This is a genomic window from Paraburkholderia sp. UCT2, from assembly GCF_014397665.1.
Classification (GTDB): Bacteria; Pseudomonadota; Gammaproteobacteria; order Burkholderiales; family Burkholderiaceae; genus Paraburkholderia; species Paraburkholderia tuberum.
Genome location: NZ_VZQO01000037.1, coordinates 40,202 through 62,854, shown reverse-complemented (window position 1 = coordinate 62,854; position 22,653 = coordinate 40,202). Strand labels below are relative to the sequence as shown.

The window sequence follows — 22,653 nt, the reverse complement described above, 5'->3', positions numbered from 1 at the left end:
AGTCACGCTGGTGGGAAGCCGTGCCGCCAATGTGCCTGGCGGCACGTTTGAAGAAGCATTACTGCCCGACCTTCTTCGATTCGACGACCAGGTCCAGCACATAAGCGACCGACGGCCCATCGGCAGGCGGGTTCCTGACTGTGAAACGCTTCACGCGCACGACGTTACTGACGCCCGGCGTGTGCGTATAGCCTTCGATATCCTGATTCAACGGGTGCCACGGACCAGGCGTGCCGGTCGCGAGGCCCTGCTCGTCGAAGAAGCGATCGCGCACGAGCAGACATTGCGCGTTCGGCATCAACGGATGGTTGCACGGCACGGACTGCGCCGCCACTTCAAGGAACGCTATTTGACCGGGGCCGCCGTAGCGCGTCTCGGCCGTGGGCACACCGCTAAAGCTCAGCGTGTCGCCGCTATCGGTGACCAGTTGCAGACTCGGCGCGTTGTCCCGCGCGAGCAGGGTCACGTTGACGCTGCCGCGCACACGCTGCGAGATCGCATCGTCGAGTGCGGCAAGCGCGGCATCGTGGCAGGCCATCATCGTGCTGACCATCGGGCCGATCTGCAAATACCCTTTCCTGACAGTGTAACCCGCTCCCATGCTGTTGCAGCTATTGACGACGGTGATCCGGTACGGACTGAAGTCGAGCTGCACTGGCCTGTCTGGGCGGACGAACAGGCCATCGACGTGCGTGCCATTGCGATCGATCGCGTTGTTCAGTTGCCAGTGGTATCGGGTCAACAGATCGGTGCCGGTCGGCGACGCCGGGTTGGCGGCCGCCGTGGTTGCCGATGGCGCCGGCGCTGTCACTTCCGGTGCCTGTGCGCAGGCGGCGAGAACGAGCGGCAGAAATAGCATGCAGTATTTCACGTCGGCACCTCGCTGAGTTCAGTGGTCGTTCCGGGCGTTTGCTCGCGTCGTCGGGCCAAGGGACGCGAGAATCAGGTCGCATGCACGAAAGCCGGAAGTGCCAGTGAAGGGTACCACCCGGCCGCATCAGGCCGGGTTTGCGCACCTGCTTCGTTCAGGCCGCGAGCATCGACTCGACGACCGACAGCATAACGCAGGTGGAAGGCGTAAAAACGTCGCTCGATGCTGATCGGATTCCTCGTTACGTGGCCGAACTGCGGCCAGTGCGGCAGGCTACGCCTGGGAAATGTCACGGCCGACAGAAGGACGGGCGTGACGCCGCTTCAGCCGAGGGCGCAACATCAGATAGAAGGCGGCAACATGCGTGATCGCCAGCGTCGGCACATAGATGATCGGAATCGCGTACAAGGCGCCCAGCTCGCCTGCATGCGCGGGCAGATCGGCCGCGGTTGCGTGGTAGTAGTCGATGATCAGGTCGGCCATACCAACCAGATTGAAAGCGACGACGAACGACCAGAAAAGCGGACGTATCCGGGCCGTCAGCAACGCCAGCATCGCCAGCACCCCCGTGGCGAAATCCCCATAGGCGGCGAACACGGCGAAGCTCGCGGACAGTTGCGGACTGACGACACCAGGCAACAGAAAGGCGAGCCCGAAGAAGCGGAAGCTGTGCAACGTGGCGATCGCGCGTTGCGCGTCGAATGGAGCCATCGACTTGAGCTTCGGCCAGACGTAGGTGCCGAAGCACAATAGCCAGGCGACATAGCCCAGAACGAGATGCAACTGAAAGAGAAGCCGCGGTGCCATGATGCCTCCTGTCGAAAGGTGGACGCGCAGGTGTTAGGTGTACCATCGTCTCGCGCGGGTGACTATTCCTCACAATGTTGACAGGCTATGAAGCAGAACTTCACAGTCAGGCAGGGCGCGCTCGACGGCGTCGAAGTCTTCCTCAGCGTTGCCGAGCATCGCAGTTTTCGCGGGGCCGCCGCGCAACTGGGCGTGACGCCGTCGGCCGTCAGTCAGGCGGTGCGTGTGCTCGAAGCCCGCCTCGGTGCGACGCTCTTCATTCGCACCACGCGCAGCGTCGGCTTGACCGAAGCCGGCGAGCGCTTTCTCGCTCGGGCCAAGCCCGCCTTCGAGGAACTCGTCGCCGCCAGCGAGGTGGCGCGCGGACTCGGCGAGCGACCGTCCGGCCTGTTGCGTCTTTCCGTGCCGCGTGCAGTCGTGCCGATCCTGCTGGAGCCGCTGATCGCGTCATTCTGCAAGGCCAATCCCGAGGTCGAGGTGGAAATAGCGGCCAGCAAGGAGCTGATCGATCTCGCGACGGAAGGCTTCGACGCCGGCATCCGGCTCGGTCAGTTCGTCGCCGCCGACATGGTCGCGGTGCCGCTCACGGCACCGTTCCGTTTTGTCGTCGTGGGAAGTCCTGCCTATTTCGCGGCGCGCGGCCGCCCCGAGCAAATGGACGATCTGCGCGAGCATGCATGCATTCGCTGGCGGCGCTCCAGCGGCGCGCTCGCGTTGTGGTCGTTCAACGATAACGGCCAGCCGATCGAGATCGCCGTCTCCGGTCCTTTCATCGCCAGCGATTTTGCGAGCGTGCTGGGCGCGGCGATCGAAGGCGTTGGCCTTGCCCAGCTACCCGAGCCGATGGCCGCCGAGGGGTTGCGAACGGGAAAGCTGGTGCACGTTCTGAAGGCGTACGCGCCGATGGTCCCGGGCGTGTTTCTCTACTATCCGAGCCGCCGCCAGATCATGCCGAAGCTGCGGGCGTTCATCGATCATGTCAAGAGCCGCGCGCCGCGCTCGATGCCTGGCGACAGTTGACGAAGTTGATGATGTCGTCGAGGAAGCTCAAAGGTCTTCGCATAGCCGTCGCTCGGACCGGACACCGAAGCAGTAACCCACGATCAGCATGCGGTTCATGAGCTCCGGCGTTTTGGCAGCGAGCTGATAGGCGCGGCCATGCGAGCTTTTGTTCGTCAGCGCAAGCGTTCTCAGCGTCTCTACGCTCAAGCCGCTTCCAGCTTGCGAGATCGGTCGCGTTTGTCCTGAGCCCATCATCTGCAGCAGTTTCCCAGCTTCGATCTTTTGCAATTTCATGATTCTCCAGTGTTGCCCTGACGGCCTGTAAATGACCGGAGAGAGTTCGGGCGAGCGCTCGATGAGCGCTGGCCGGAAGACGCCTTAGGCGCTACGTGGTCGCAATCGTGCAAGCCGTGTGCGTGATTGGCCAGGTGCGGATTTTATGCCGATGGTGCTTCGCTCTCATGCCGCGATTTTTTCATCGTCGCCGGATCGCGCACGATGGTGACCGCGCACGGCGCGTAGGCGAGCACCTGGCGGGCGACCGAACCGATCAGCCAGCGATCGAACGGCGTATGTCCGCGATGCCCCACCACGAGATGGTCGATAGCATGCCGCTCCGCGTACAGCACGATCTCCTTTGCCGGCGGGCCGACCACGAGATCGAACTCCACGGCCCCGATCGAAGCGGCGAGCTTCGCCTTGATGTCGTCGAGGATCGCGGTGGCATGGCGCACTTCCAGATCGATCAGACTTTTTCGCTCAACTTCTATCGCACCCCAGTCCGGCGTGCGCGCGACGACGAGCACATGCAAGCGCGCGTCGAAACGCTTCGCGAGATCGACCGCGAAAGCAACGGCATATTGCGCGGACGCCGACCCGTCATAACCTACCAGCACGTTCTGCATGATCTGCTCCTGTGCGGTTCAAACTGGGCCGTGACTTTGTTGGACGAAATGCATCGAGCCATTTGCGTGAACCGCGAGCGCTCCCCGACTTCACGGCGTCGGCGCGAAAGCATGCGCGATCCACTTGCGAACCTGCCGCGTGGATTGTCATGCGGACGACGTCGGCACCTGCGGTGTTGAATCAGTTGTCGTCGCTTCTGGACGGGAGGTGCTCGTGAGGCTCGGGCTCTGCCGCGTCGGCGTTAGGAAGGTCGTCTGGGGCCGGATTTTTCAGGCCCTTCGGATCGGGCTGGCGAGTCTTGCCGGCGGAAGTTTGCGCGGGGTCGAGAGAGGTGCCGGTCGGCTCAGCGGATGGATTGGAGGTCATGATGTGCTCCTGCGCTGATGAATACAGCTTCTACCATGATAGTTCACCTGGCCGATTTGAGTCATACGCGCTGTCACGCCAGCACTACTGTCACGCCCGCCCGCTGTTTCTAGCCACGCTAACCACAGGATCGCCCCACGCGCCTTTTGTTGCCGCCGGCGGTACACGCAAGCGTGCATACCGAGGAAAAATTCCGCGTTCACCTTTCACCTTTCCCAGTTTCCTGGCCAATATGGCAGCGGGCCAAATATCCATCCGCCACGGCTGGGCGCACCGGTTACTGCATGTGCTGCCAGCGCACAGGCCATTGGCGACGCAGCACGCCTGATTCGTGCGGACGAAGCCGATATTGCCGTGTGTGGCGGAGCGGAGGCCTGCATCGATCGATTCAGCCTGGGGGCATTCGCCGTCGCAAGAATCATGTCCACGGGCTTTAATGACCATCCCAGACAGGCATCCCGCCCGTTCGACGCTGGACGAGATGGCTTTGTCGTCGGAGAAGGTGCCGGCATGCTCGTCATAGAAGAACTGGAGCACGCATTGCGGCGAGGCGCCGCTCCGATTGCGGAAGTGCTCGGTTATGGCACGAGCGCCGACGCACACCATATGACGTCTCCGCCCGAAGACGGTGCCGGCGGACGGCGAGCGATGGAACTGGCGATCCAGCAGGCGAAACTTGAACCAAAGCTGATCGGGCATTTGAACGCCCATGCGACGTCCACGCCGGTAGGCGACATTAGTGAGCTGGCTGCCATAAAGGCTGAGGTCCCGCCGTGTCAGCCACCAAGTCCTCGACAGGACATCTGCTTGGGGCGGCTGGCGGCGTGGAAGCAATCTTCACCGTGCTTGCGCTGCGTGACCAGCTTGCGCCTCCTACACTCAACTTGACACGGCCTGTTCCGGCAGCGGAAGGCATCGACATTGTCAGCGGATCGGCCCGCAAGATATCGACGGAATATGCAATCTCCAATGGCTTTGGTTTTTGGGGGCGTCAATGCCAGCCTGGTATTCCGTCAGCTTTGATCCTGGCTGCGAGTTGAAGAAAGAGCTCGAACGCAGGCCCGGCCGCCATTGACCGAGTCTGCGAAGGGTACTACGGCCTGTAAGTATCGCGTGTCCATCCACGTTCGCCAAATGAAATCGGGTGCTGCGCCCGTTCCCGCAAAGCGTGCCTGAAGGATTTCTCAGTGTAAGGATGGGCGAAGGAACCCCGAAGGTGATCTCGTTGCCCGAGTGCCCCCGCGCAGCAGACTAGCGATAGTTGACGAAGTCGATCAGGTCATTGAGGAACCAGGGCAGAATAAGTTGCGTGTCGGAATAGCTGGTGCCGACAGTGAGTCTCGGTGGTCTTGACGTGGAGTCAGTGGACGGTGCGCCGTCTGGAACGTGCAGGATGTAGGCGTTCGTATCGACCGCCGGCTGATTGTTCGCCGGAGTCGATGTGCAGCCGGTAGCGAGAACGACGAGAACTGCTGCCAAGCAACGAGACTTCATGAACGGGTGAACTCCGGCGACGTTTTCTACATTATGGCTGAACTCACATGAATACCGGCAACGAACTGAACCCCATCTCAAAGTCAACACCGTTCCGCCCAGTGTCGTCCGATGTGCGCCCGCCGCCGACGATCGTCCCAGGGCTGGTGGCCGAACAGATGTACCCGGACGAGCTACGCAATGGACCGAACCGCCTGAGTGCGCGACTAGGGCTCGCGCAGGTGGTCGGAAGAAAACAGAAGCACTGGCGCCGCCACCTACCGGCGCTCTCGCGCGCTTGGAATCTTTGAGAGTCCGTGCTGCATTTTGACGAACTGCGCCGCTGCGCCACGCACTTGAACAGCGTTATGGTTTTCGCCGCCTTGATGTAATCACCCGGTGGGAGCAGCAATCGCAGGGCTTATCTGGACCGCAGAGCCACGGCGAAGGAACGTGATGGCCGGATTGCCGGCGCGAATTCGCTAGACCGACGCGGATGTCGCCGGCCGGCCAATTTGAGACGATCGCCCGGCAGCCCTGAATGTCCGCTTGCAAGTTTGCTACGGCCCAACGCGATACCAGATTCGAACGTCACGCCGCGCAGGTTTCTCAATGCTGGTCAGCCGGCATATTCGGAGTGCGATCGTCACGGAGGCGGGCCGCCTGGTGCTACCCGCGAAATCGCGTCGAGAAGATCTTTGGCTACAAACGGCTTGATCAGCAGTTCCAGGCCGCCAGCGCACGCGACGGCGCTGCGCGTTTCTGGATTGTCGTGCGAGGTGATGAACACGGCTGGAGGACGACGATAACCGAGCTGCTCGTAGAATCGGGGCCCTGAAATACCGGGCAGTTGAACGTCCAGCACAAGGCAGTATGGTACGCGCATGCAGTTCGCGTGGGAGTATGCCTCAGCGCTGCCGAACAACAGGATGTCGAAGCCCGACACGCGCAACAGGCGCTGCAATGCCCGACCCATGCCGGCGTCGTCTTCGACGATCACGATCAACTGTCTGGTATGGTTCATTGCCCGCCAAGGTCTCGTGCCTCAAGTTTCGTGTGAGCCAAGGTCCGGCGCTATCAGGGCATGGGGCAATCCGGTTGCCCTTTGGGGCAAGCCGGGTTCAGGTCGAGGCGTGTGCGCGAACAATTGGCTCAGCCAGTATCACGAGATCGGCGAACGAATTGGCGTGCAGCTTGCGCATGAGGTCGGCCCGGCACGATTTGATGGTTCGTTCGCTCACAGCCAGTTCCGCGGCGATCTGCTTGTTAAGGCGACCAGCGACAATGCCGCGCAGGACCACAAGCTCGCGCGCGTTCAGATGGTGTGCGTCGGCCAGTTTGCCTGGCTCGGCCGGAGAAGGAACAACGACTGCGGCCGCGAGCGCATTGTCTATCGCGGCGAAGAGAGTCTGCGCCTCGATTGGCTTGACGAGAAAGTCGCATGCACCTGCCTTGATCGCCATCACCGTTCTGGGAATATCACGGTGCGCGCTGATGAAGACGATGGGCATCTGCCTGCCCAGCCGTTGCAGCGCGTGCTGCAAGTCGAGGCCGCCCGGGCCGGGCAGCTCCAGGTCCAGCAGCAGGCAGCCTCGCGACGGGTCAAGGTCTGCGACGAGAAATTCCCCGGCGCTCGGATAGCCCTTTACTGTGTATCCTGCCTGAGTCAGCAGTCGCGTCAAAGCGGTGCGCATGGCGGGATCATCGTCAACGACATGGATGACCGTTGCGGCGTGATCAATCACGGTTGTCCCCCTTGCGGCATCGGCCGAGCCTTCAAGGCGGCCTTTTCAGTGGATGTATCGAACTCCGCCCGAACTGATGAGAGCGTGTGTCCCTCGACCGCGGGAAGCCACACGGTGAATACACTACCGCCGCCATCTCGAGGCGCGCCCCAGACCCGTCCACCGTGCATTGAGACGATAGTGCGCACAATCGAAAGTCCAAGTCCCATGCCCTGCGGTTTGGTCGTGAACAGCGAGTCAAAGAGCCGTTCTGTGGCATCTGCCGGAATGCCGTGCCCACGGTCGGCGACGATCAGCTCGTAGCCTGTTCCCGCCACCCGGGTCGAGATGGAGACAATGCGCTCAGCGACGGGCGTCTCCTGCATCGCGTCCATTGCATTAATGACGAGATTGACCAGTACCTGCTGAAGTTGCACGCGGTCGCCTAGCACGCAGGCGTCTTGCGCCGCTAGATTCGACTCGACGGCGATGCGTCTGCGTCGCGCTTCGAGACCGAGCAAGGCCAGCCCTTCGTCGAACGCCGAATTGAGGTCGAGTGGGACCAGGTCGAGTGTATGCTTTTGCAGGAGCGCCCGAAGTCGCTGCACCACCTGGTTTGCGCGAAGCGCGTCCCGACGTATGTCCGCAAGGATAGAGTGAAGTTCGTCCTCCTCGGGCTCGTCTTCGAGCATCATGCCGGCCGCGTCCGCATTGCTGAGAATCGCGCCAAGCGGCTGGCCGATTTCATGTGCGACAGATGCGCTCAGTTCACCCGCTGAAGCGAGCCGTGCCGCGCGAGCCAGTTCGTCGGATCGCAGCGTTGCTTCATCCTCCGCGATGCGGCGGCGCTTGCGCTGCCAGAGCAAAGCCGCAATGGTCAGCGCCTGCAGCAAAACAACTGCAGCCGCGCCGAGCACGATTACCCGATACTCCCGCCAGAGCGAAGGGCGCACGTTGATCAACTCACAACCATCGGGCAGTCCGGTCGCGTGTAGCCCGAATCTCTCGATCATCCCGAGGTCCGCAATGCAGTGAGACATGCTGGCCGATGAGACGGCACCTTGGCGGGGCGCCTTGCCGAGCAGAATCGATGCGGCGAGCGCACCGGTGTTACGGCCATTGGCATCGAAGCTGACCACCGAACCCGCCGTCATCCCGTGACCGATATAGGTGGGATACCAGCCATATATCGGGGCGCCAGAGACCTTTGCCATCGGCTCGACGACCTCGTAGGGAAAAAAGGTCCGACCGGTGCGATCGCGATACATCGTCGTATAGAGGACGGCCGCGTCACGGTCGAGCGCGGCAAGGCGCTGCTGCAGTTCGGGGACGGCCAGGCCGCTCCACACATCGACGCTCCACTGGCGTGACATGCGCGCACGCGCCGTATCGGCAGCGCGCTGCGCGAACCGGAGGTCCAGTTTCGCCGAGCCGGACACTATGACGAGACGCCGTGCGCCCGGTTGAAGAGTCTCCGCTAGCGCGAGAGTCCCATCGACATCGAAATCCGTCGGCACGTAGGCGAAGGCCGCAGGAATGTCTTTTTTCCGGCTTTCCGCGACACTGGAGATCACGACCGGTACGCCCGGCCAGATCTCGTCGTGATAGCGCTTCGTAAAGTCGAGTGCGAAGTCTGCTAACCCGATCACTACGTCGACCTCTTTATGTTCGTATTTCCTCTTCAGAAGCGCCAGAAAGCTCGGCATCAATTCGGCGTTGTCGAATCGCAAATCGTCAAGTGAGTCTGTGTAAAACTCCACACCGCCCGGAGCGGCAGCGGCAATCGAATGGCGTATCGCGCGAATCTGCTCCTGAGCCGCCGGCTGGGTGGGGTCCGCGCCTGGCAGAATGACCACCCGCCAGGTGTGTTCCGCATTAGCGCACGTGCAGAAACCGAGCATGACCAGAAACACGCAAAGCATAATGCGAGCCTGCGCGAAGGCTCGCCGCGCGCGGGCTGCCGCAACGATCGTCGGGGCGCTTTCCTCTTTCATGGCTCTGACAGGACAGGGCGTCGTGCCAACTATGCCAGAGCCTTTCGCCATCCGAATAGCTTTTGCCAGTTAATTGTCTGCTAAAGACTACTGTTTTCCCTTGATACGCAAAGCAGATCATCTATTCGCAGACCGCATAATCGCAATGCGCTGTTGACATCGCAGTGCAGCATTCGTGCGATAGCCTATATAGTCGCCGATGAAATGGCCAACGGCATCACGGCTTGTGCAAAGACTGCGCGGTGCTAATCAGGTTTTGTGGGGTCACACGGATGATGCCGTTGCGAGGGCTATCAATGTCTGCAATCAGCATGAACGAAAGCGACACGGTCAGCGGCATGATTAGCAGAAAGCGGCTTTTGCCGCTCGAATTCTTCACTCCGTAACCCACCAGGACATTGGCGAACACGCCAATCAGCAACATCATGATCCAGGCGGCTAACGGAATCCGGTTGAGCCATGCCGCCTGTGTGTAACCTTGTGTGTTGATCACGTCGTTCATGCCCGCCACCGCGAGGGCAACCACCGGAGTGGGCTGGGTAACAGCGCCGCTTCTGGCCGAAGTCCACAACCGGCCTTGCAGATCCGCGGTGGCAGCATCGATCTGCGCGACGCGCTGTGCGTCGCGAGTCTGGTAGTACTCGATTCGCAAGTCGAGATACCGGGCGAGGTCCGCGCGGATTGCGGCGGCTGTACTTTCCGGCAAAAGATCCGCTCGGATAAATTCCGTCCCGATGGCGTTGGCTTCTTCCTCTTCGTAATTCTTTCGCTGGTCGTAGCGACCTACCGCCATGGACAGACTGAAACCGATGACCAGCGCTAGCAGCGTCAGCGTGGCGGACTGAACAATCCTGAAGTCGTCGCGCGAGTCTTCTTCGAGCGTAAATCTCCTTCGCAGGACGGAGTTCCCGAACCAGGCGGCCAGCGCCATCAGTGCGAAGGAAGCGACCAGCAGAATGAGGGGATGTCTGAAGAGTTGCTGCATGCATTGCTCCCGGTGAATTCGCTCGCCGGGCACGTCGCAGCCACGATGCGAGATGGCGGCAAGTCATCAGGCCCATTCACTCGCGACCAGCTATTCGTGAGGCGCAGGGAGGGGGCCAAAGAAAATGGTCTTGAGCCTGTGGCGGCCGATCACCCGCGCCAGTTCCGCGATCGCGCAGTACATGAGAATCAGCGTCACAAGCAGGATCTGGATGGCCCAGAAACGCGCCCAGCTTATGTCTGCCATCAGCGCATGATTGGCGACGATCAGATTCGGGGCTTCTTTCCAGTACTCATATAGCCGTTCCAGATAGTGGACGATGAGCGCGACGATCGCATACATCAGAGTCTTTCATGACACATTCCAGATGAGCGGCTTATCGGGGAAACGGTTGATAAAAGGCAGCATATCAGCGACCAGAACCGATTTTCCCAGTATGAGCGAGGCGATCAGCACGGATGTTGTAGTAGGGATCGACAAGCCGGTGCCTTTTACCATCAGGCTACGGATCAGCGACACGACATGAAGAATAAAAAAGAAGAACACAGTGGGCGGCATCGCCTTCATGATTTCGTGCTTGATCTTACCCGGTAGCATGCTCACGATCCAATCCTCTCTTTTCACAGGCGGCTACTCATGCGAAACCCGCTTGCGACGGACGAGCGTCGTCATAACAAGTGAATGTCCGTTACCGTCCCAGCCGGGGAGGTCGATGACGTATTGCCCGGCACCTGCACACATCAATGTAGTGGTCATCTACGTGAAAGAAAAGGTACGAATCTGGTATTGCCCGAAGGGGCAATCGACTTTCCCTAACTACCTATAGCGCCGCACTGCCTTCCAGGCAAAAAATGAATAGTGGCGAACATGCCGTCGCGCAGAAGGAATGTCGAAACCTGTCAATGGAAACTCAGGGATATATGAGATGAAACCTGAAACATACTTCGTGGCGCCTGCCAGGCCGATCAAACGCGCGCCTTTCGCTTTGGTGGCCGCCGCGTTGTTGAGCGTTGCGATAGGCGGCCAGGCACAAACGGATTCGCAGCAGCCCACGCGGCCTAACATCGTGCTGATTGTGGGCGACGACGTGGGCTGGGGCGATCTCGGAGCGTACGGCGGCGGTGAGGGGCGCGGTATCCCGACTCCCAACCTCGACAGACTGGCTGACGAGGGCATGACATTTTTTGACTTCTATGGCCAGCCGAGTTGCACGCCTGGCCGGGCGGCCCTTCAGACCGGCCGCAATCCGAATCGCAGCGGCATGACGACCGTGGCGTTCCAGGGGCAAGGCGGCGGCCTGCCTCATGCGGAATGGACGCTGGCTTCCGTGCTGAAACTCGCGCACTACAGCACGTATTTCACGGGTAAATGGCACCTCGGCGAAGCGGACTACGCCCTTCCGAATGCACAGGGCTACGACGACATGAAGTACGTAGGCCTGTATCACCTGAATGCGTACACGTATTCCGATCCGAAATGGTTTCCTGATATGGATCAGCAGACCCGCGACCTGTTCATCAAGGTGACAACAGGCATGCTCTCCGGCAAGGCGGGTGAAAAGCCTCACGAAGACTTCAAGCTGAACGGCGAGTATCAAAATGAGCCAGACAAACGAATTGTCGGAATTCCGTTTGTCGATCGATACATCGAGAAAGCCGCACTCGACGATATCGACGATGCCGCCCAACGTGGACAGCCTTTCTTCATCAACGTGAACTTCATGAAGGTCCACCAGCCGAACATGCCCGATCCCGACTACATCGGCAAGTCTTTGTCGAAGTCCAAATACGCCGACTCGCTGGTTGAACTGGACGCGCGCGTCGGTCACATCATGGACAAGCTTCGCGAGAAAGGACTAGACAAAAATACGCTCGTATTCTTCACGACGGACAACGGCGCCTGGCAGGACGTTTATCCAGATGCGGGCTACACCCCCTTTCGCGGCACCAAGGGGACCGACCGCGAAGGTGGAGCGCGCGTTCCTGCTATCGCGTGGTGGCCCGGCAAGATCAAGCCGCACACGAGAAACTTCGACATCCTGGGTGGTCTCGACTGCATGGCGACCTTTGCGGCATTGGCGGGCGTCGATTTGCCCAAAAATGATCGTGAAGGCAAACCGATCGTCTTCGACAGCTACGACATGTCGCCAGTGCTGTTTGGCACAGGCAAGAGCAAGCGTAATGCGTGGTTCTACTTTACCGAGAATGAGCTGACGCCGGGCGCCGTGCGGGTCGGACAGTTCAAGGCGGTGTTCAACCTGCGCGGCGACGGAGGCAAGGATACCGGCGGGCTGGCGGTGGACACCAATCTCGGCTGGAAGGGACCGGAGAGTTACGTCGCGACCGTTCCGCAAGTATTCGATCTGTATCAGGACCCTCAGGAGCGTTACGACATCTTCATGAACAACTATACGGAGCACACCTGGACACTTCCTACCTTCAATGCCGCGGTCAAGGGTCTGATGCAGACCTACGTCAAGTATCCACCGCGCAAGCTGCAAAGCGAAGGGTATTCCGGGCCGATCACTCTCACACAGTACGAACGGTTTAAATACATTCGGGACGAACTGAAAGAGAATGGCTTCAACATCCCGCTGCCAACTGGAAACTGATCGGCTTAGCGTGCCGGACAATCGGAGCGCCCCGATCGTCCGGGGGCGGCAATGCGAGCTGATTTTTCAGCGGGCGAGGATAACAATGCGTTTCGTCGAACATCGCACGTGGTCACGGCCCGTGTCGCGTCACCTGACCGGACTGATCATCTGCGCATGCTCGGCGATGAGCGCGTGCGTTATCCATGAAGCGCCGTCGGCGAATTCTGCGACGGCGGACACACAGCAGCAGGCGCTTTCAAGCGAGCTATCGACGAAAGCATTGCCTTCGTGGCAGGACGGCGGTGCTCGGGATGCCATTTTGAAGTTCATCGCCGACGTGACGCGCAAAGGTTCGGCGACCTACGTGGCACCCGAAGCACGAATCGCGGTCTTTGATAACGACGGCACGCTCTGGAGCGAGCAGCCTATGCCTTTCCAGTTGTCGTTCATGATCGAGCAGGTGAAGGCCGCCGCGCCACGACACCCGGAGTGGCAAAACAATCCAGCATTCAAGGCACTTATCGCGCGCAACACGGCTGCGCTCGCGCAGAACCGGAAGGCCATCCTGCAGATTATCGGTGTGGCCAATAGCGGCATGACGACCGAAGAATACGACCAGTCCATCCGTACATGGCTGGCCAGTGCGAAACACCCGACGCTGAACCGTTCCTATACCGAACTCGTCTATGGGCCGCAACTCGAACTGCTCGATTTACTGCGGACGAACGGCTTTAAGATCTGGATCGTTTCGGGCGGTACGGCGGAGTTCATGCGCGCGTGGGTGACCGAAGCGTACGGCGTGCCGCCTGAACAGGTGGTAGGCACCGAAGAGAAGCTGAAGTATGAAGTCCATGACGGCAAACCCGTGCTGATACGTCAACCAGGCTTTGATTTTGTCGACGACGGACCGGGTAAACCTGTCGGCATTTTTCGCGCGATTGGCAAGCGTCCGATCCTCGCAGTCGGCAATTCCGATGGCGATCGGGAAATGCTCGAATACACAGCGAGCGGGCCCGGCGAAACGCTTGCACTGCTGGTGCATCATGACGACCCCGAGCGCGAGTTCGCCTACGACCGCCAATCTTCAATGGCACGGCTCGACAAGGCGTGGGACCAGGCCGTTGCGCGCGGCTGGGTTGTTGTCAGTATGAAGCGGGATTGGAAGACGGTGTATGCCCCGCTTCAAGGACAGCGATCGTCGCAATGACAGACCTTACCGATTCACGCTGTATTTACCACTGACTGCCTGCGGCCACGATACGCACGCACTGCCCGAAGTTGATCTCAGGAGCCAACCCATGCAGAACAGCCATGACGCGAAAGCTGAACAGCCAGTGATCTTCTACCCGGCGCGATTGTCTGAAGCGGAGCCGGCCGTACCCGAGCAGAAAGGACGCTTTCATGCGATGGCCAAGCCCATTGGCTCGACCTGCAATATCGATTGCACGTATTGCTACTACCTGCACAAGGAGCACCTGCTTAACCAGCATCGTGGTCGTCGAATGGAACCGTCCATGCTGGAGCGCTATATCCGGCAGTACATCGAAGCGCAGAACGGCGACGAGATCATATTTTCGTGGCAGGGTGGTGAGCCGACCATGCTCGGCATTTCATTCTTCCACGACATCGTGGAGATTCAGAAGCGGCATACCCCCGCGAACCGCCGGATCTTGAATGACCTTCAGACCAACGCGACCTTGCTCAACGACGAATGGTGCGAGTTCCTCAAGGAGAATAACTTCCTCGTCGGCGTGAGTATCGACGGGCCGCGTGAATTGCACGATGCTTTCCGATTGGACCGGAAGGGGCAGCCGACTTTCGATAATGTGATGCGTGGGATCGGTCTGCTAAAAAAGCATGGGATAAAATTCAATACGCTCACCGTCGTCAACCGTGTTAATGCGAAGCGGCCCGTGGATGTCTACCGGTTTTTGCGTAACGAAATCGATTCGACCTACATCCAGTTTATTCCCTGCGTGGAACCGAAGAATTTCCATAACGTCGCACCACAGCATTGGCCAGCAGAGTCGATGCCGATACTGGGAAGCGCAGCGGCAAAGCCTGGGCAGCCAGGCTCTGTGGTGACCGAGTGGTCAGTCGATCCGGACGATTGGGGCTATTTCCTTTCGCGAGCCTTCGACGAGTGGTACAGAAAGGATGTGGGCCGTGTTCTTGTGAACCTGTTCGAGACGGCCGTCGTACAGACCTTGGGCAAGCCCGCGCAAACCTGCGTGACCGCCCAGTTTTGCGGTAAGGCACTGGCGATCGAGCACGACGGTGAGGTCTACTCGTGCGACCATTATGTCTACCCTGCCTACTCGCTGGGAAACATCCGCGAGAGGCACTTGGGTGAGATGGCTTTTTCAGCGGACCAGCAGAACTTCGGCTATGCAAAACGAAATGCTCTCCCTGCGTTTTGTCGACAGTGCAAGTATCTGAATCTGTGCTGGGGCGAGTGTCCGAAGAATCGCTTTGTGCGGAGCCCGGACGGTGAACCTGGCTTGAACTATCTCTGTTCAGGCATTCGCCGGTTTTTCGACCATGCGGGCCCGGCCCTCAGGCAGTTGGCGAAACAATCCGCGTGATCGTCGCCCGCCTGCACTTGAGCAGCAAGGGCGAGCCTTTGATCACGTAGAGCCCTTATCCCAAAGGGTGTCGACGAGAGATGGCGGTTCGCACAAGTCCGCAGTGACGCGATCGATAAGGTCTCAACATAGGAATATGCGGCGTCGCGCGACCCTGAATCATCGTGATGGGACGTGCGATTTCTGTGTGCGAACCCTGCGGGACTGTTACACGTACTGCGACCGATACGCCGACGGATGCATAGTCGTGCGTGTTCGGGAAGGGGAATCGATTGCGAATTCCGGCTCTCCACCGACCACCAGACCGAGCCCATGTTTTTCCCGAAGGATCTGCAGGCCGAATTGCCGAACACCGGCAAGAAGAATCTCTATTACAAGGATGTACCGCCGCCAGTTATCGAGGAACTGTGGGCGCGCTTCTTTGCGGCCCTGCAGCCACTGCACGTGGGGGGCAAACTCGGCGCGGTGCTATTCCAGTTTCCGCACTGGATAACCGCAGTACCGAAAGCGATGAGGCACGTCGAGCACTGCGCCGAGCGCATGCACCCGTTTGTGACCGCGTTCGAATTTCGGCACGAGAGCTGGTTCAGCGAGAAGCACCGCGAGTCAACGCTTGCGATGGAGCGCGAACGCGGGATCGTTCACGTGATTCTCGATGCGCCGGAAGGCGTGACGAAGCGCGCGCACTCAGTTTGGGAAGCGACGTCGCCCGAACTCGCGATCGTACGGCTGCATGGCCGCAACGCGTCGACATTGAGCGGCGCCGAGTCGGCGGCGTCCTGTTCAACAACTGCTATCGCGATATCGCGCGGCGGAACGCTGTGACAATGATGGGGCTTCTGCGAGTCACGCGGTAATGGCGCCGGAATTGTTCGCGCTGTCCCCGTGCCGAGAATTCCTGATCCTGATAGCCATTACGAAGCCCATGAGAGTACTTGCCACACCGATGCGCGAGCGCGGCAAAGACCGGCACAAACGCGATATCGAAGCTGCCGAGCCGGTGATCGGCGACGTAACCATCAATCACGAACAGTCCGCGCAATACAAGCGCACCAGCAAGGTGGCGAGCTTCCAGCAATCCGGCTCGGCAGATGCGCAACCGCTGCCGCCGCTGCAGGATGTTGAACTGAGCTGGACGGGTCCTAACGGCTTCGTGCTGACCGGCATCGAGTTCATCGGCGATGTCGCCTATGCTCAGTCGTGGTGGTGCCCGGTCGCTGCATGCCTCGGCGCGCGATCTGTGATTCTGTTTCACGCTGGAATGAAAAGGCCCCGCCGAGGCCGGGCCCTATTCGTGTGCTTACGGGTTGATAACCTTGGTGCGTGGGGTCACTCTTGGATCGTTGCACATCCATGCGCAGCTACCTTTACAGATCGGATGCAACTCAACTTCGATCTGGCGGACAGCTAGTTCACCGTCAGCCCGCTTCACCACGAACCCGTCCGTAAGAGTTTTCGGCACGATATAGATATTCTTACTTCTGATACCGAGCTTCCTCAAATACGCTTGCACGTTTTCCCCGCGGCGCTCCTGCAAAACGTCAAGATTGTGCTCGCCAATATATGCACCGGCCATCACAATCGCCTGAATCTGCACGTCAGGCCACTTCTTTGCCTCTTCCACCGCCTCTGCGATTGCGCGCCGATTTTCCTTTGAAAGTTCAACCGTGTTGAATGGCAACTCAATAGCCGCTACCTCTCCGATAGTACAAGCAATAACCGGGCGTCCCAAGCAAAACGACACGGCAAGCAATGCCGCGAGAAGGCCACCGCGCAAAATCGGTTGTCTACTCATGGTGCGATATTTACTCCATCGAATGTCGCTATGTAGCCAGCGATGCTGTCCGCGTTGCTAATCGCCTGATGAGGCTTATTTCTCGCGAAGATCATCGCCCCCGCTTCGCTGTCGAGATACATGTGGTCTTGCGAATTAAAAGTGTCTGTGAAGTGCGTACATTCGTGGATTATCGTCTTGACCTTGCATATTCCCCACAACTGGGCAAATGGACTTTCACAAAACTTCGAGTAAATAGCGATAACCCGTTTTCCCGAATCTGGTTTGCAGACTGCGGCGTGATTGACGCCCGAATCCGGCGTGACCGCACACGACAGGTGCCTGTTTGTTTCACTGTCCCATCGCACAATCCTTTCTGGCTCCAGTTGCTGCATCGCTGCAAGCAATCTCGGAAGCCCTTCGCTAAGTACCCTCTTTGCATGTACTTCCGCACTTGCAAAGAAGGCCGTCACCCGGTCCTGCTCTTTCGTGTCCCAACGTGCAAGGCCCTCAATGCGTTTTTTGATTAACTCGACGCCGATATCGCGTGCCCGCATAGCCTGTCTGCGAAACTCCTTGTTGGTCATGTTCGGGCAGATAGAGGTCGTGTTGATCGTGACGTCCCTGTTTGAACCAGGAGTCGTGTTTGTAAAAGCAGTGTCATCGAGAGTTACCCATTCGGTGTTGTCGTTCACTTTGCTAGCGCTCCACTTCAATCGTAAGAAACTTGAAACCCTGCGTTGTAACGCGAGAAGTCTGCCCTGCTGCGTTTGTCTTGCCGCTACAGATTTCTTTGCCTTCGGCGAGAATCCGGTATCGCACATCTGGTACAGGGTTGCCGTTGTAATCCCTGATGGTGAACCGTTCATCGAACGGGCCTGCAGGTCGATTGCGACAGAGGCACCCCTCGCCTTGCCCTAACGCCTGCCTCATGTCGTAACCGGATGGGAGAGCCCTGATCGCATTAATCGGAATCCGCTCCCCGGATTTCGAATTCGTCGTCATTGCATGAGGCATATCAGGCCACTCTTTGTATATCTTGAATGTAATACGGCAATCAAGACATTCCCGGTTATCTGATCCCTCGAACATATCCGCAAAGCGAGCCTTCATTTCTGCAATGATCGCCTCTGCGGAGCGCATCCTTTCATACATTGGACCCTCCCATAGGTTAATTCGCGCTCTCAGACCATCAGACCATTGAGCACGCGTAAGAGCACCATCAGTTACCCTCCGCGTTATGGTTCAGATCGGATACAACTGAAGCCTATCCCGCGGGAAAAATTCGCCGGATTCGACATTCAGACCCATTGCAGACGGTATTGGCGTGAAGTTTAAGTAGACTAAATAGGTGATACGGCAAAGCAGGCATTCTTCCTTGCCCACGGCACCATCCTGTTTCAGTTTTCCCATTTGACCTCTTCTGTTTTCCAGAAAAACATCTATCGAATAAACCATTTAAACGGGTCACCGTCAATGACTTTTATTCGAGATAATCCCGTTTTGACAGATATTCACAATTGCTCTGGCGATCTCATTTTCAGGTGCAGTTTTCCAATATCACCGTCCAACAAAAAAAGCGGCATTGAGCCGCTTTTACCGTAAGTGACCGACGCCGGTCAGTGCTTTGCCCATGAAGCGTCCATAGCCGCCAGTTTCCCGGTCGCGCCCTGCGCAGGGTCAGCGAGAAGCGCTGCCGCGTCCGCCGGTGTCAGCCGGCGGTTAGGAAGCCGCTTGGCGTCAAGCGCAAGCACGGTGAACAGTTCCTGATCGGTGCGATTGGTCGCGTGGTAGTTCTCGCCGATCTGGATCATGAGCTCCAGCAGGTTGCGGCGTTCGTGTCTTTCCTCGACAGTCACAGCAGGACTTCTAGCGGAGCCTGAATTGCGCGAGAAGGCCAATAATCGTAGCTGGTCGATCAGCGTTCCGGCCCACAGACAGTCAACGCGATTCGGCTTTATTCGCGTTCTGATCGACAATGAGTTGCGGGGCGAATAGTTGGCCGACCTCGGTCCAATACCGGCACCGAACCGCGCCCGCAATCACAACTCCAGCACCGTCACCCCGACTTCCATCCGATGCGCGCCGCCGCCAAGAATCGTCCCGCGAAGCAGTGACACGTCGCTGTAATCGCGCCCGATCGCGAGCGTCACATGATCCAGATCGGCGAGCACGTCATTGGTCGGATCGAGATCGATCCAGCCGCTGGCCGGACAATGCACCGATACCCAAGCGTGCGAAGCATCCGCGCCAATCAGGCGCGGGTGTCCCGGCGGCGGATCGTTGCGCAGATAGCCGCTGACGTAGCGGGCGGGCAAGCCAAGCGAGCGCAGACAGCCGATCATCACCTGCGCGAAATCCTGACACACGCCGCTCTTCAGCTCAAACGCGCGTTCGGCCGGCGTATCGAACAGCGTCGCCGACGGCTTGTACGCGAAGTCCTCGTGAATCCGATGCATCAGATCGATCGCGCCCGCGACGAGCGGCCGGCCGGGCGTGAAGCTCGGCAACGCATACGCGCGCAGCGACGGCCGTAGCGCAATATTCGGCGAAGCGAAGCAGTACTCCGCCTCGGCACGGAACGCGCCGCCCAAGCGAAACCGCAGCGCCTCGGCCACCGTCTCCCAGGGCGGGGTGGCCTCGGCGTCGAGGTCGGTCCAGCGCGGCGTCAGCGCGACCGTGGTTTCGCTGACGAGTTGCAGGCGCTCGTGCGGTGTATCGAGCGCGAAGTACAGCACGTCGTTGCCGAATGCGTCGATGCGGCTATGCTGATACGACGGCTGCGGCTCGATCCGCTCGCTGCGTGAGATCACACGCTGCCACGGACACGCGAGCGGCCGGATCGTCGCCAGATGCTGCGCGGTTTCGACATACGTCGAGTAATGGTAAACAGTGCGATGCGAAACAGACAGCACCGTCGACGCGTTCTTCATGCCCACACCTGCGAGGCGACCGTGGTCGCGTGACTGAAATAGCGCGCGCTGATCTCATGCGCGGCCGCGTTGGCGAAGCCGCCGATCTGATCGCACAGCGCAATCAGCTTGCCATACGAGCCCTGTTCGTCGACCTCGCACAGCGATTCGAGCGTCGGCAGCGATTCGACGGGTGGCAGCAGCTCCGCGAACGGCCGATGCCGCACGCTGCCCGCCGCGATGGCGATCTCGTCGAGTTTGTTGCGCAGGCGCTCGTACACGCCATAAATGCCACGCGGATTATGCGGTTCGATCACGAGCAGATCGAGCAGCGCCGGTACTTCGAAACGTCCCGGATACAGCGAGCGATACGTGAGCGTGCTGTCGAACATTTGCAGCAGCAGATCGAAGCCGGCCGGCGTCGCGAGCTGGCCGTTCACGGCGACGCCGCGCATGAACGCGGCCATCGTCGCGACGCGTTCGATATGACGCCCGACGAACAGTAGCCGCCACGCCTCATCGCGCGTCATGCGGTCGCCCTGCGCGCCGCTGATCGCCGATAGTTGCACCGACAGATGCTCGAGCGCATTCGCCAGCGTCACGCGGTCGTAGCGATCGAACGCATTGCCGCTGCTCGTGGCACCCGCGCCGCCGTTGCCCGCGCCCACGGCTGGCGACAACACCTGCAACGCGTCCTGAAAGTCGTTGCGCGCCGCGAGGATCATGCGCCAATGATCATTCGACAAACGCCCGCGCACCTCGCCGTTCGCGCGCGCCTGGCAATTGAGGTTCTGGCTGATGCTGACGCTGCCCGCGCTCTCGCCGAGATTCGCAACGAGCGCGCGCTCGAACGTCTGCGGCGACGGCAGCCCGTGCGGCGACGCCAGGTCGCCCGGCTGCACGAGGCCGCACCATGTCGCGAGTTCGACCAGCGTCGCGAACATCGAATCGGCGTCGTTGCCTTCGAGCGAGCCGAGAATCAGCCGCAGCAGACGCACGTTGTTTTCCGCCCGCTCGCCGTAACGGCCCGCCCAGAACAGGTTCTCCGCGGCACGGCTCGATACCGTACGATGCTTGCGCGTGAGATCGGCGGGCTGCATCGGCGAAGGCAGCAGCGTGAAGGTCGAGCTTGGCTGGCTCGACAGCACCCAGGTATCGACGCTGCTGCCGCCGTGCTGCATCGATACCGTGGTCTGACGCTCCGCGGCCATGCGCGTGAAACCGCCCGGCATCACGTGCCAGCCGCCGTTGACGTCGGCGATCGCATAGACGCGCAGCACCGACGGCCTTCCGCCGATCGTGCCCTCCTCGAAGCGCGGCGTGCAGGAAAAGCGCTGCTCCTGCTGGATCGTGAACGCGTCGGGCAACGCGTCGATGCGCTCGCGCCATTCCGCGAGCGGCTGCCTGCCCCCTTCGATGCCGGGCGGCGTGTCGCGTCCCGTGAGCGGCCAGGTCGGCACGATGAACGCGTCGTCGAGATGCGCGAACGCATGCTCGCGCGCGGCCCGTTCGCCGCACCACCAGGTCGGCACGCCGGGCAGCAGCAGCTCTTCGCCGAGCAACGCTTCGGCGATACCCGGCATGAAACCGTGCAACGCCGGCGACTCGGCGAACCCCGAGCCCGGCACGTTCGACACGATCACATTGCCCGCGCGCATCACCTGCAACAGCCCCGGCACGCCGATCGTCGAATCGGCGCGCAGTTCGATCGGGTCGCAGAATGCGTCGTCGAGACGGCGCAGCACGACGTGCACGCGTTCGAGGCCGGCCAGGGTCTTCAGATAGAGCCGGTCGCCGCGCACGGTCAGATCCTTGCCTTCGACCAGCGTGACGCCGAGATAGCGCGCCAGAAACACATGCTCGAAATAGGTTTCGCTGTACGGCCCAGGCGTGAGCAGCGCGATATGCGGTGACGCGTCGGCGCTTTCCTCGTTGCGCATCGTCGCTTGCGCGGCCTGCACGAGCGTCGCGATCAGTTGCGAATAGAGCGGCGCGAGCCGGCTCACGCGCAGCGAGCGGAACGGCTCCGCGAGGAGCGTGGACACGATCAGGCGGTTTTCGAGCGCGTAGCCGAGGCCGGACGGCGCCTCGGTGCGATGCGCGATCACGCTCCACTCACCGCCCGGCGTACGCGCGAGATCGAGCGCCACGACCTGCAGATACTGACCGCCGGGCGGCGTAAAGCCCTTCACCGAACGCAGATAGCCCGGATGGCCGAACACCAGCGCGGGCGGCAGTCGGCCATCTTCGAGCAGCGTCCGCGGTCCGTAGATGTCGGCAACGATCGCGTTGAGCAGATGCGCGCGCTGCGCGACGCCGCGCTCGAGGTGCGCCCACTCGGCCTCGCTGATCAGGAACGGCAGGAGGTCGAGCGCCCATGGCCGTGACTTGCCGTTGTCCGCGTAGACGTTGTAGCTGATGTCGTTGTCGCGGATCTGCTGCGCGATCGACGCGTGATGGTCCGCGAGCCGCGCCACGCCGTCTTCGTCGAGCAGTGCGAAGAACTGCCGCCATGGCTCGCGCAGCGCGCCCGACTCGTCGCGCAGCTCGTCCCAATGTCCGTCATGACCCGGCAGCAATCGCAACAGGGACGAAGCGTCCGCCGGCAGCGCGGACGCCTCGAAGGGCAAAGTCGATTGAAAGGCCAAGGTCGTTTGCTGT

22 protein-coding genes and 4 pseudogenes are annotated in these 22,653 nt (G+C 60.2%); 7 read left to right on the top strand and 19 right to left on the bottom strand.

Annotated elements, in window-relative coordinates; all coding sequences use genetic code 11:
• Positions 1–58: 58 nt before the first annotated feature.
• A complete protein-coding gene (locus F6X39_RS26130) occupies positions 59–871 on the bottom strand; it encodes a DUF4377 domain-containing protein (RefSeq protein ID WP_316251724.1) in 813 nt (270 codons plus the stop codon).
• A 273-nt stretch (positions 872–1,144) separates the two neighbouring features.
• Positions 1,145–1,678: a hypothetical protein gene (locus tag F6X39_RS26125; RefSeq protein ID WP_184063142.1), complete on the bottom strand. Its 534-nt coding sequence runs from the start codon at positions 1,676–1,678 to the stop codon at positions 1,145–1,147.
• A gap of 87 nt (positions 1,679–1,765) precedes the next feature.
• Between F6X39_RS26125 and F6X39_RS26120 the strand changes: the two genes are divergently transcribed.
• Positions 1,766–2,698: a LysR family transcriptional regulator gene (locus F6X39_RS26120; protein WP_187618716.1), complete on the top strand. Its 933-nt coding sequence runs from the start codon at positions 1,766–1,768 to the stop codon at positions 2,696–2,698.
• A gap of 30 nt (positions 2,699–2,728) precedes the next feature.
• Here F6X39_RS26120 and F6X39_RS37030 read toward each other — a convergent pair.
• The 3 genes and pseudogenes from F6X39_RS37030 to F6X39_RS26105 all read right to left on the bottom strand — a co-directional run.
• Positions 2,729–2,806, bottom strand: a pseudogene (locus F6X39_RS37030) (transposase); the annotation flags it as partial.
• 311 nt (positions 2,807–3,117) lie between these two features.
• Entirely contained in the window at positions 3,118–3,585 is a 468-nt protein-coding gene (locus F6X39_RS26110) for a universal stress protein (RefSeq protein WP_018423522.1), read from the bottom strand.
• Positions 3,586–3,766: 181 nt separating this feature from the next.
• Positions 3,767–3,952, bottom strand: coding sequence for a hypothetical protein (locus F6X39_RS26105; RefSeq protein WP_187618715.1), 186 nt, complete (start codon positions 3,950–3,952; stop codon positions 3,767–3,769).
• A gap of 154 nt (positions 3,953–4,106) precedes the next feature.
• Between F6X39_RS26105 and F6X39_RS26100 the strand changes: the two are divergent.
• A pseudogene (locus tag F6X39_RS26100) lies at positions 4,107–4,975 on the top strand (beta-ketoacyl synthase N-terminal-like domain-containing protein); the annotation flags it as partial.
• Positions 4,976–5,203: 228 nt separating this feature from the next.
• On the opposite strand, the gene F6X39_RS26095 reads toward F6X39_RS26100, so the two are convergent.
• The gene (locus tag F6X39_RS26095; RefSeq protein WP_262414821.1) at positions 5,204–5,431 is read right to left on the bottom strand and encodes a hypothetical protein; all 228 of its coding nucleotides are present in this window, start codon (positions 5,429–5,431) and stop codon (positions 5,204–5,206) included.
• A gap of 62 nt (positions 5,432–5,493) precedes the next feature.
• Here F6X39_RS26095 and F6X39_RS26090 point away from each other — a divergent pair, with 62 nt between their 5' ends.
• Entirely contained in the window at positions 5,494–5,736 is a 243-nt protein-coding gene (locus F6X39_RS26090; protein ID WP_187618713.1) for a hypothetical protein, read from the top strand.
• A 335-nt stretch (positions 5,737–6,071) separates the two neighbouring features.
• Here F6X39_RS26090 and F6X39_RS26085 read toward each other — a convergent pair whose 3' ends face one another.
• From F6X39_RS26085 to F6X39_RS26065, 5 genes and pseudogenes are all read right to left on the bottom strand, one after another.
• Positions 6,072–6,425: a response regulator transcription factor gene (locus F6X39_RS26085; RefSeq protein WP_316251725.1), complete on the bottom strand. Its 354-nt coding sequence runs from the start codon at positions 6,423–6,425 to the stop codon at positions 6,072–6,074.
• Between the two features lie 121 nt (positions 6,426–6,546).
• Positions 6,547–7,170, bottom strand: a complete 624-nt coding sequence (locus F6X39_RS37420) for a response regulator transcription factor (RefSeq protein WP_184046584.1) — start codon at positions 7,168–7,170, stop codon at positions 6,547–6,549.
• The gene (locus F6X39_RS26075) at positions 7,167–9,143 is read right to left on the bottom strand and encodes an ATP-binding protein (protein WP_187618711.1); all 1,977 of its coding nucleotides are present in this window, start codon (positions 9,141–9,143) and stop codon (positions 7,167–7,169) included. Before F6X39_RS26075 ends, F6X39_RS37420 begins: the two co-directional genes overlap by 4 nt.
• 217 nt (positions 9,144–9,360) lie before the next feature.
• Complete coding sequence (locus F6X39_RS26070; RefSeq protein ID WP_187618710.1) at positions 9,361–10,128, bottom strand: hypothetical protein; 768 nt, start codon at positions 10,126–10,128, stop codon at positions 9,361–9,363.
• A 90-nt stretch (positions 10,129–10,218) separates the two neighbouring features.
• Positions 10,219–10,731: pseudogene (locus F6X39_RS26065) on the bottom strand (hypothetical protein).
• 322 nt (positions 10,732–11,053) lie between these two features.
• On the opposite strand from F6X39_RS26065, the gene F6X39_RS26060 reads away from it, so the two are divergent.
• From F6X39_RS26060 to F6X39_RS26045, 4 genes and pseudogenes are all read left to right on the top strand, one after another.
• Positions 11,054–12,739 (top strand): arylsulfatase, encoded by a 1,686-nt coding sequence (locus F6X39_RS26060; protein WP_187618709.1) that lies wholly within the window; start codon positions 11,054–11,056, stop codon positions 12,737–12,739.
• Positions 12,740–12,824: 85 nt separating this feature from the next.
• Positions 12,825–13,928 carry an HAD family hydrolase gene (locus F6X39_RS26055; RefSeq protein ID WP_187618708.1) on the top strand — a complete coding sequence of 368 codons (1,104 nt, stop codon included), beginning with the start codon at positions 12,825–12,827 and terminating at the stop codon, positions 13,926–13,928.
• The gene (locus F6X39_RS26050) at positions 13,894–15,306 is read left to right on the top strand and encodes an anaerobic sulfatase maturase (RefSeq protein WP_262414820.1); all 1,413 of its coding nucleotides are present in this window, start codon (positions 13,894–13,896) and stop codon (positions 15,304–15,306) included. Before F6X39_RS26055 ends, F6X39_RS26050 begins: the two co-directional genes overlap by 35 nt.
• Before the next feature lie 279 nt (positions 15,307–15,585).
• Positions 15,586–16,163 (top strand): annotated as a pseudogene (locus F6X39_RS26045) (DUF72 domain-containing protein); the annotation flags it as partial.
• Here the strand turns inward: F6X39_RS26045 and F6X39_RS26040 are convergent.
• The 8 genes from F6X39_RS26040 to F6X39_RS26005 all read right to left on the bottom strand — a co-directional run bounded on the left by F6X39_RS26040 (position 16,100) and on the right by F6X39_RS26005 (position 22,640).
• A complete protein-coding gene (locus F6X39_RS26040; RefSeq protein WP_187618707.1) occupies positions 16,100–16,561 on the bottom strand; it encodes a hypothetical protein in 462 nt (153 codons plus the stop codon). The pseudogene F6X39_RS26045 and the gene F6X39_RS26040 sit on opposite strands and share 64 nt — an antisense overlap.
• A 45-nt stretch (positions 16,562–16,606) precedes the next feature.
• Positions 16,607–17,101 (bottom strand): hypothetical protein, encoded by a 495-nt coding sequence (locus F6X39_RS26035; protein WP_262414819.1) that lies wholly within the window; start codon positions 17,099–17,101, stop codon positions 16,607–16,609.
• A complete protein-coding gene (locus F6X39_RS26030; RefSeq protein WP_187618706.1) occupies positions 17,098–17,775 on the bottom strand; it encodes a M35 family metallo-endopeptidase in 678 nt (225 codons plus the stop codon). Before F6X39_RS26030 ends, F6X39_RS26035 begins: the two co-directional genes overlap by 4 nt.
• 4 nt (positions 17,776–17,779) lie before the next feature.
• Positions 17,780–18,235: a hypothetical protein gene (locus F6X39_RS26025; RefSeq protein WP_187618705.1), complete on the bottom strand. Its 456-nt coding sequence runs from the start codon at positions 18,233–18,235 to the stop codon at positions 17,780–17,782.
• Between the two features lie 90 nt (positions 18,236–18,325).
• Positions 18,326–18,493: a hypothetical protein gene (locus tag F6X39_RS26020; protein ID WP_187618704.1), complete on the bottom strand. Its 168-nt coding sequence runs from the start codon at positions 18,491–18,493 to the stop codon at positions 18,326–18,328.
• 206 nt (positions 18,494–18,699) lie between these two features.
• A complete protein-coding gene (locus tag F6X39_RS26015) occupies positions 18,700–18,939 on the bottom strand; it encodes a hypothetical protein (protein ID WP_187618703.1) in 240 nt (79 codons plus the stop codon).
• 183 nt (positions 18,940–19,122) lie between these two features.
• Positions 19,123–20,013, bottom strand: a complete 891-nt coding sequence (locus tag F6X39_RS26010; protein WP_187618702.1) for a transglutaminase domain-containing protein — start codon at positions 20,011–20,013, stop codon at positions 19,123–19,125.
• Positions 20,010–22,640, bottom strand: a complete 2,631-nt coding sequence (locus tag F6X39_RS26005; protein WP_187618701.1) for a circularly permuted type 2 ATP-grasp protein — start codon at positions 22,638–22,640, stop codon at positions 20,010–20,012. Before F6X39_RS26005 ends, F6X39_RS26010 begins: the two co-directional genes overlap by 4 nt.
• Between the last annotated feature and the right edge of the window lie 13 nt (positions 22,641–22,653).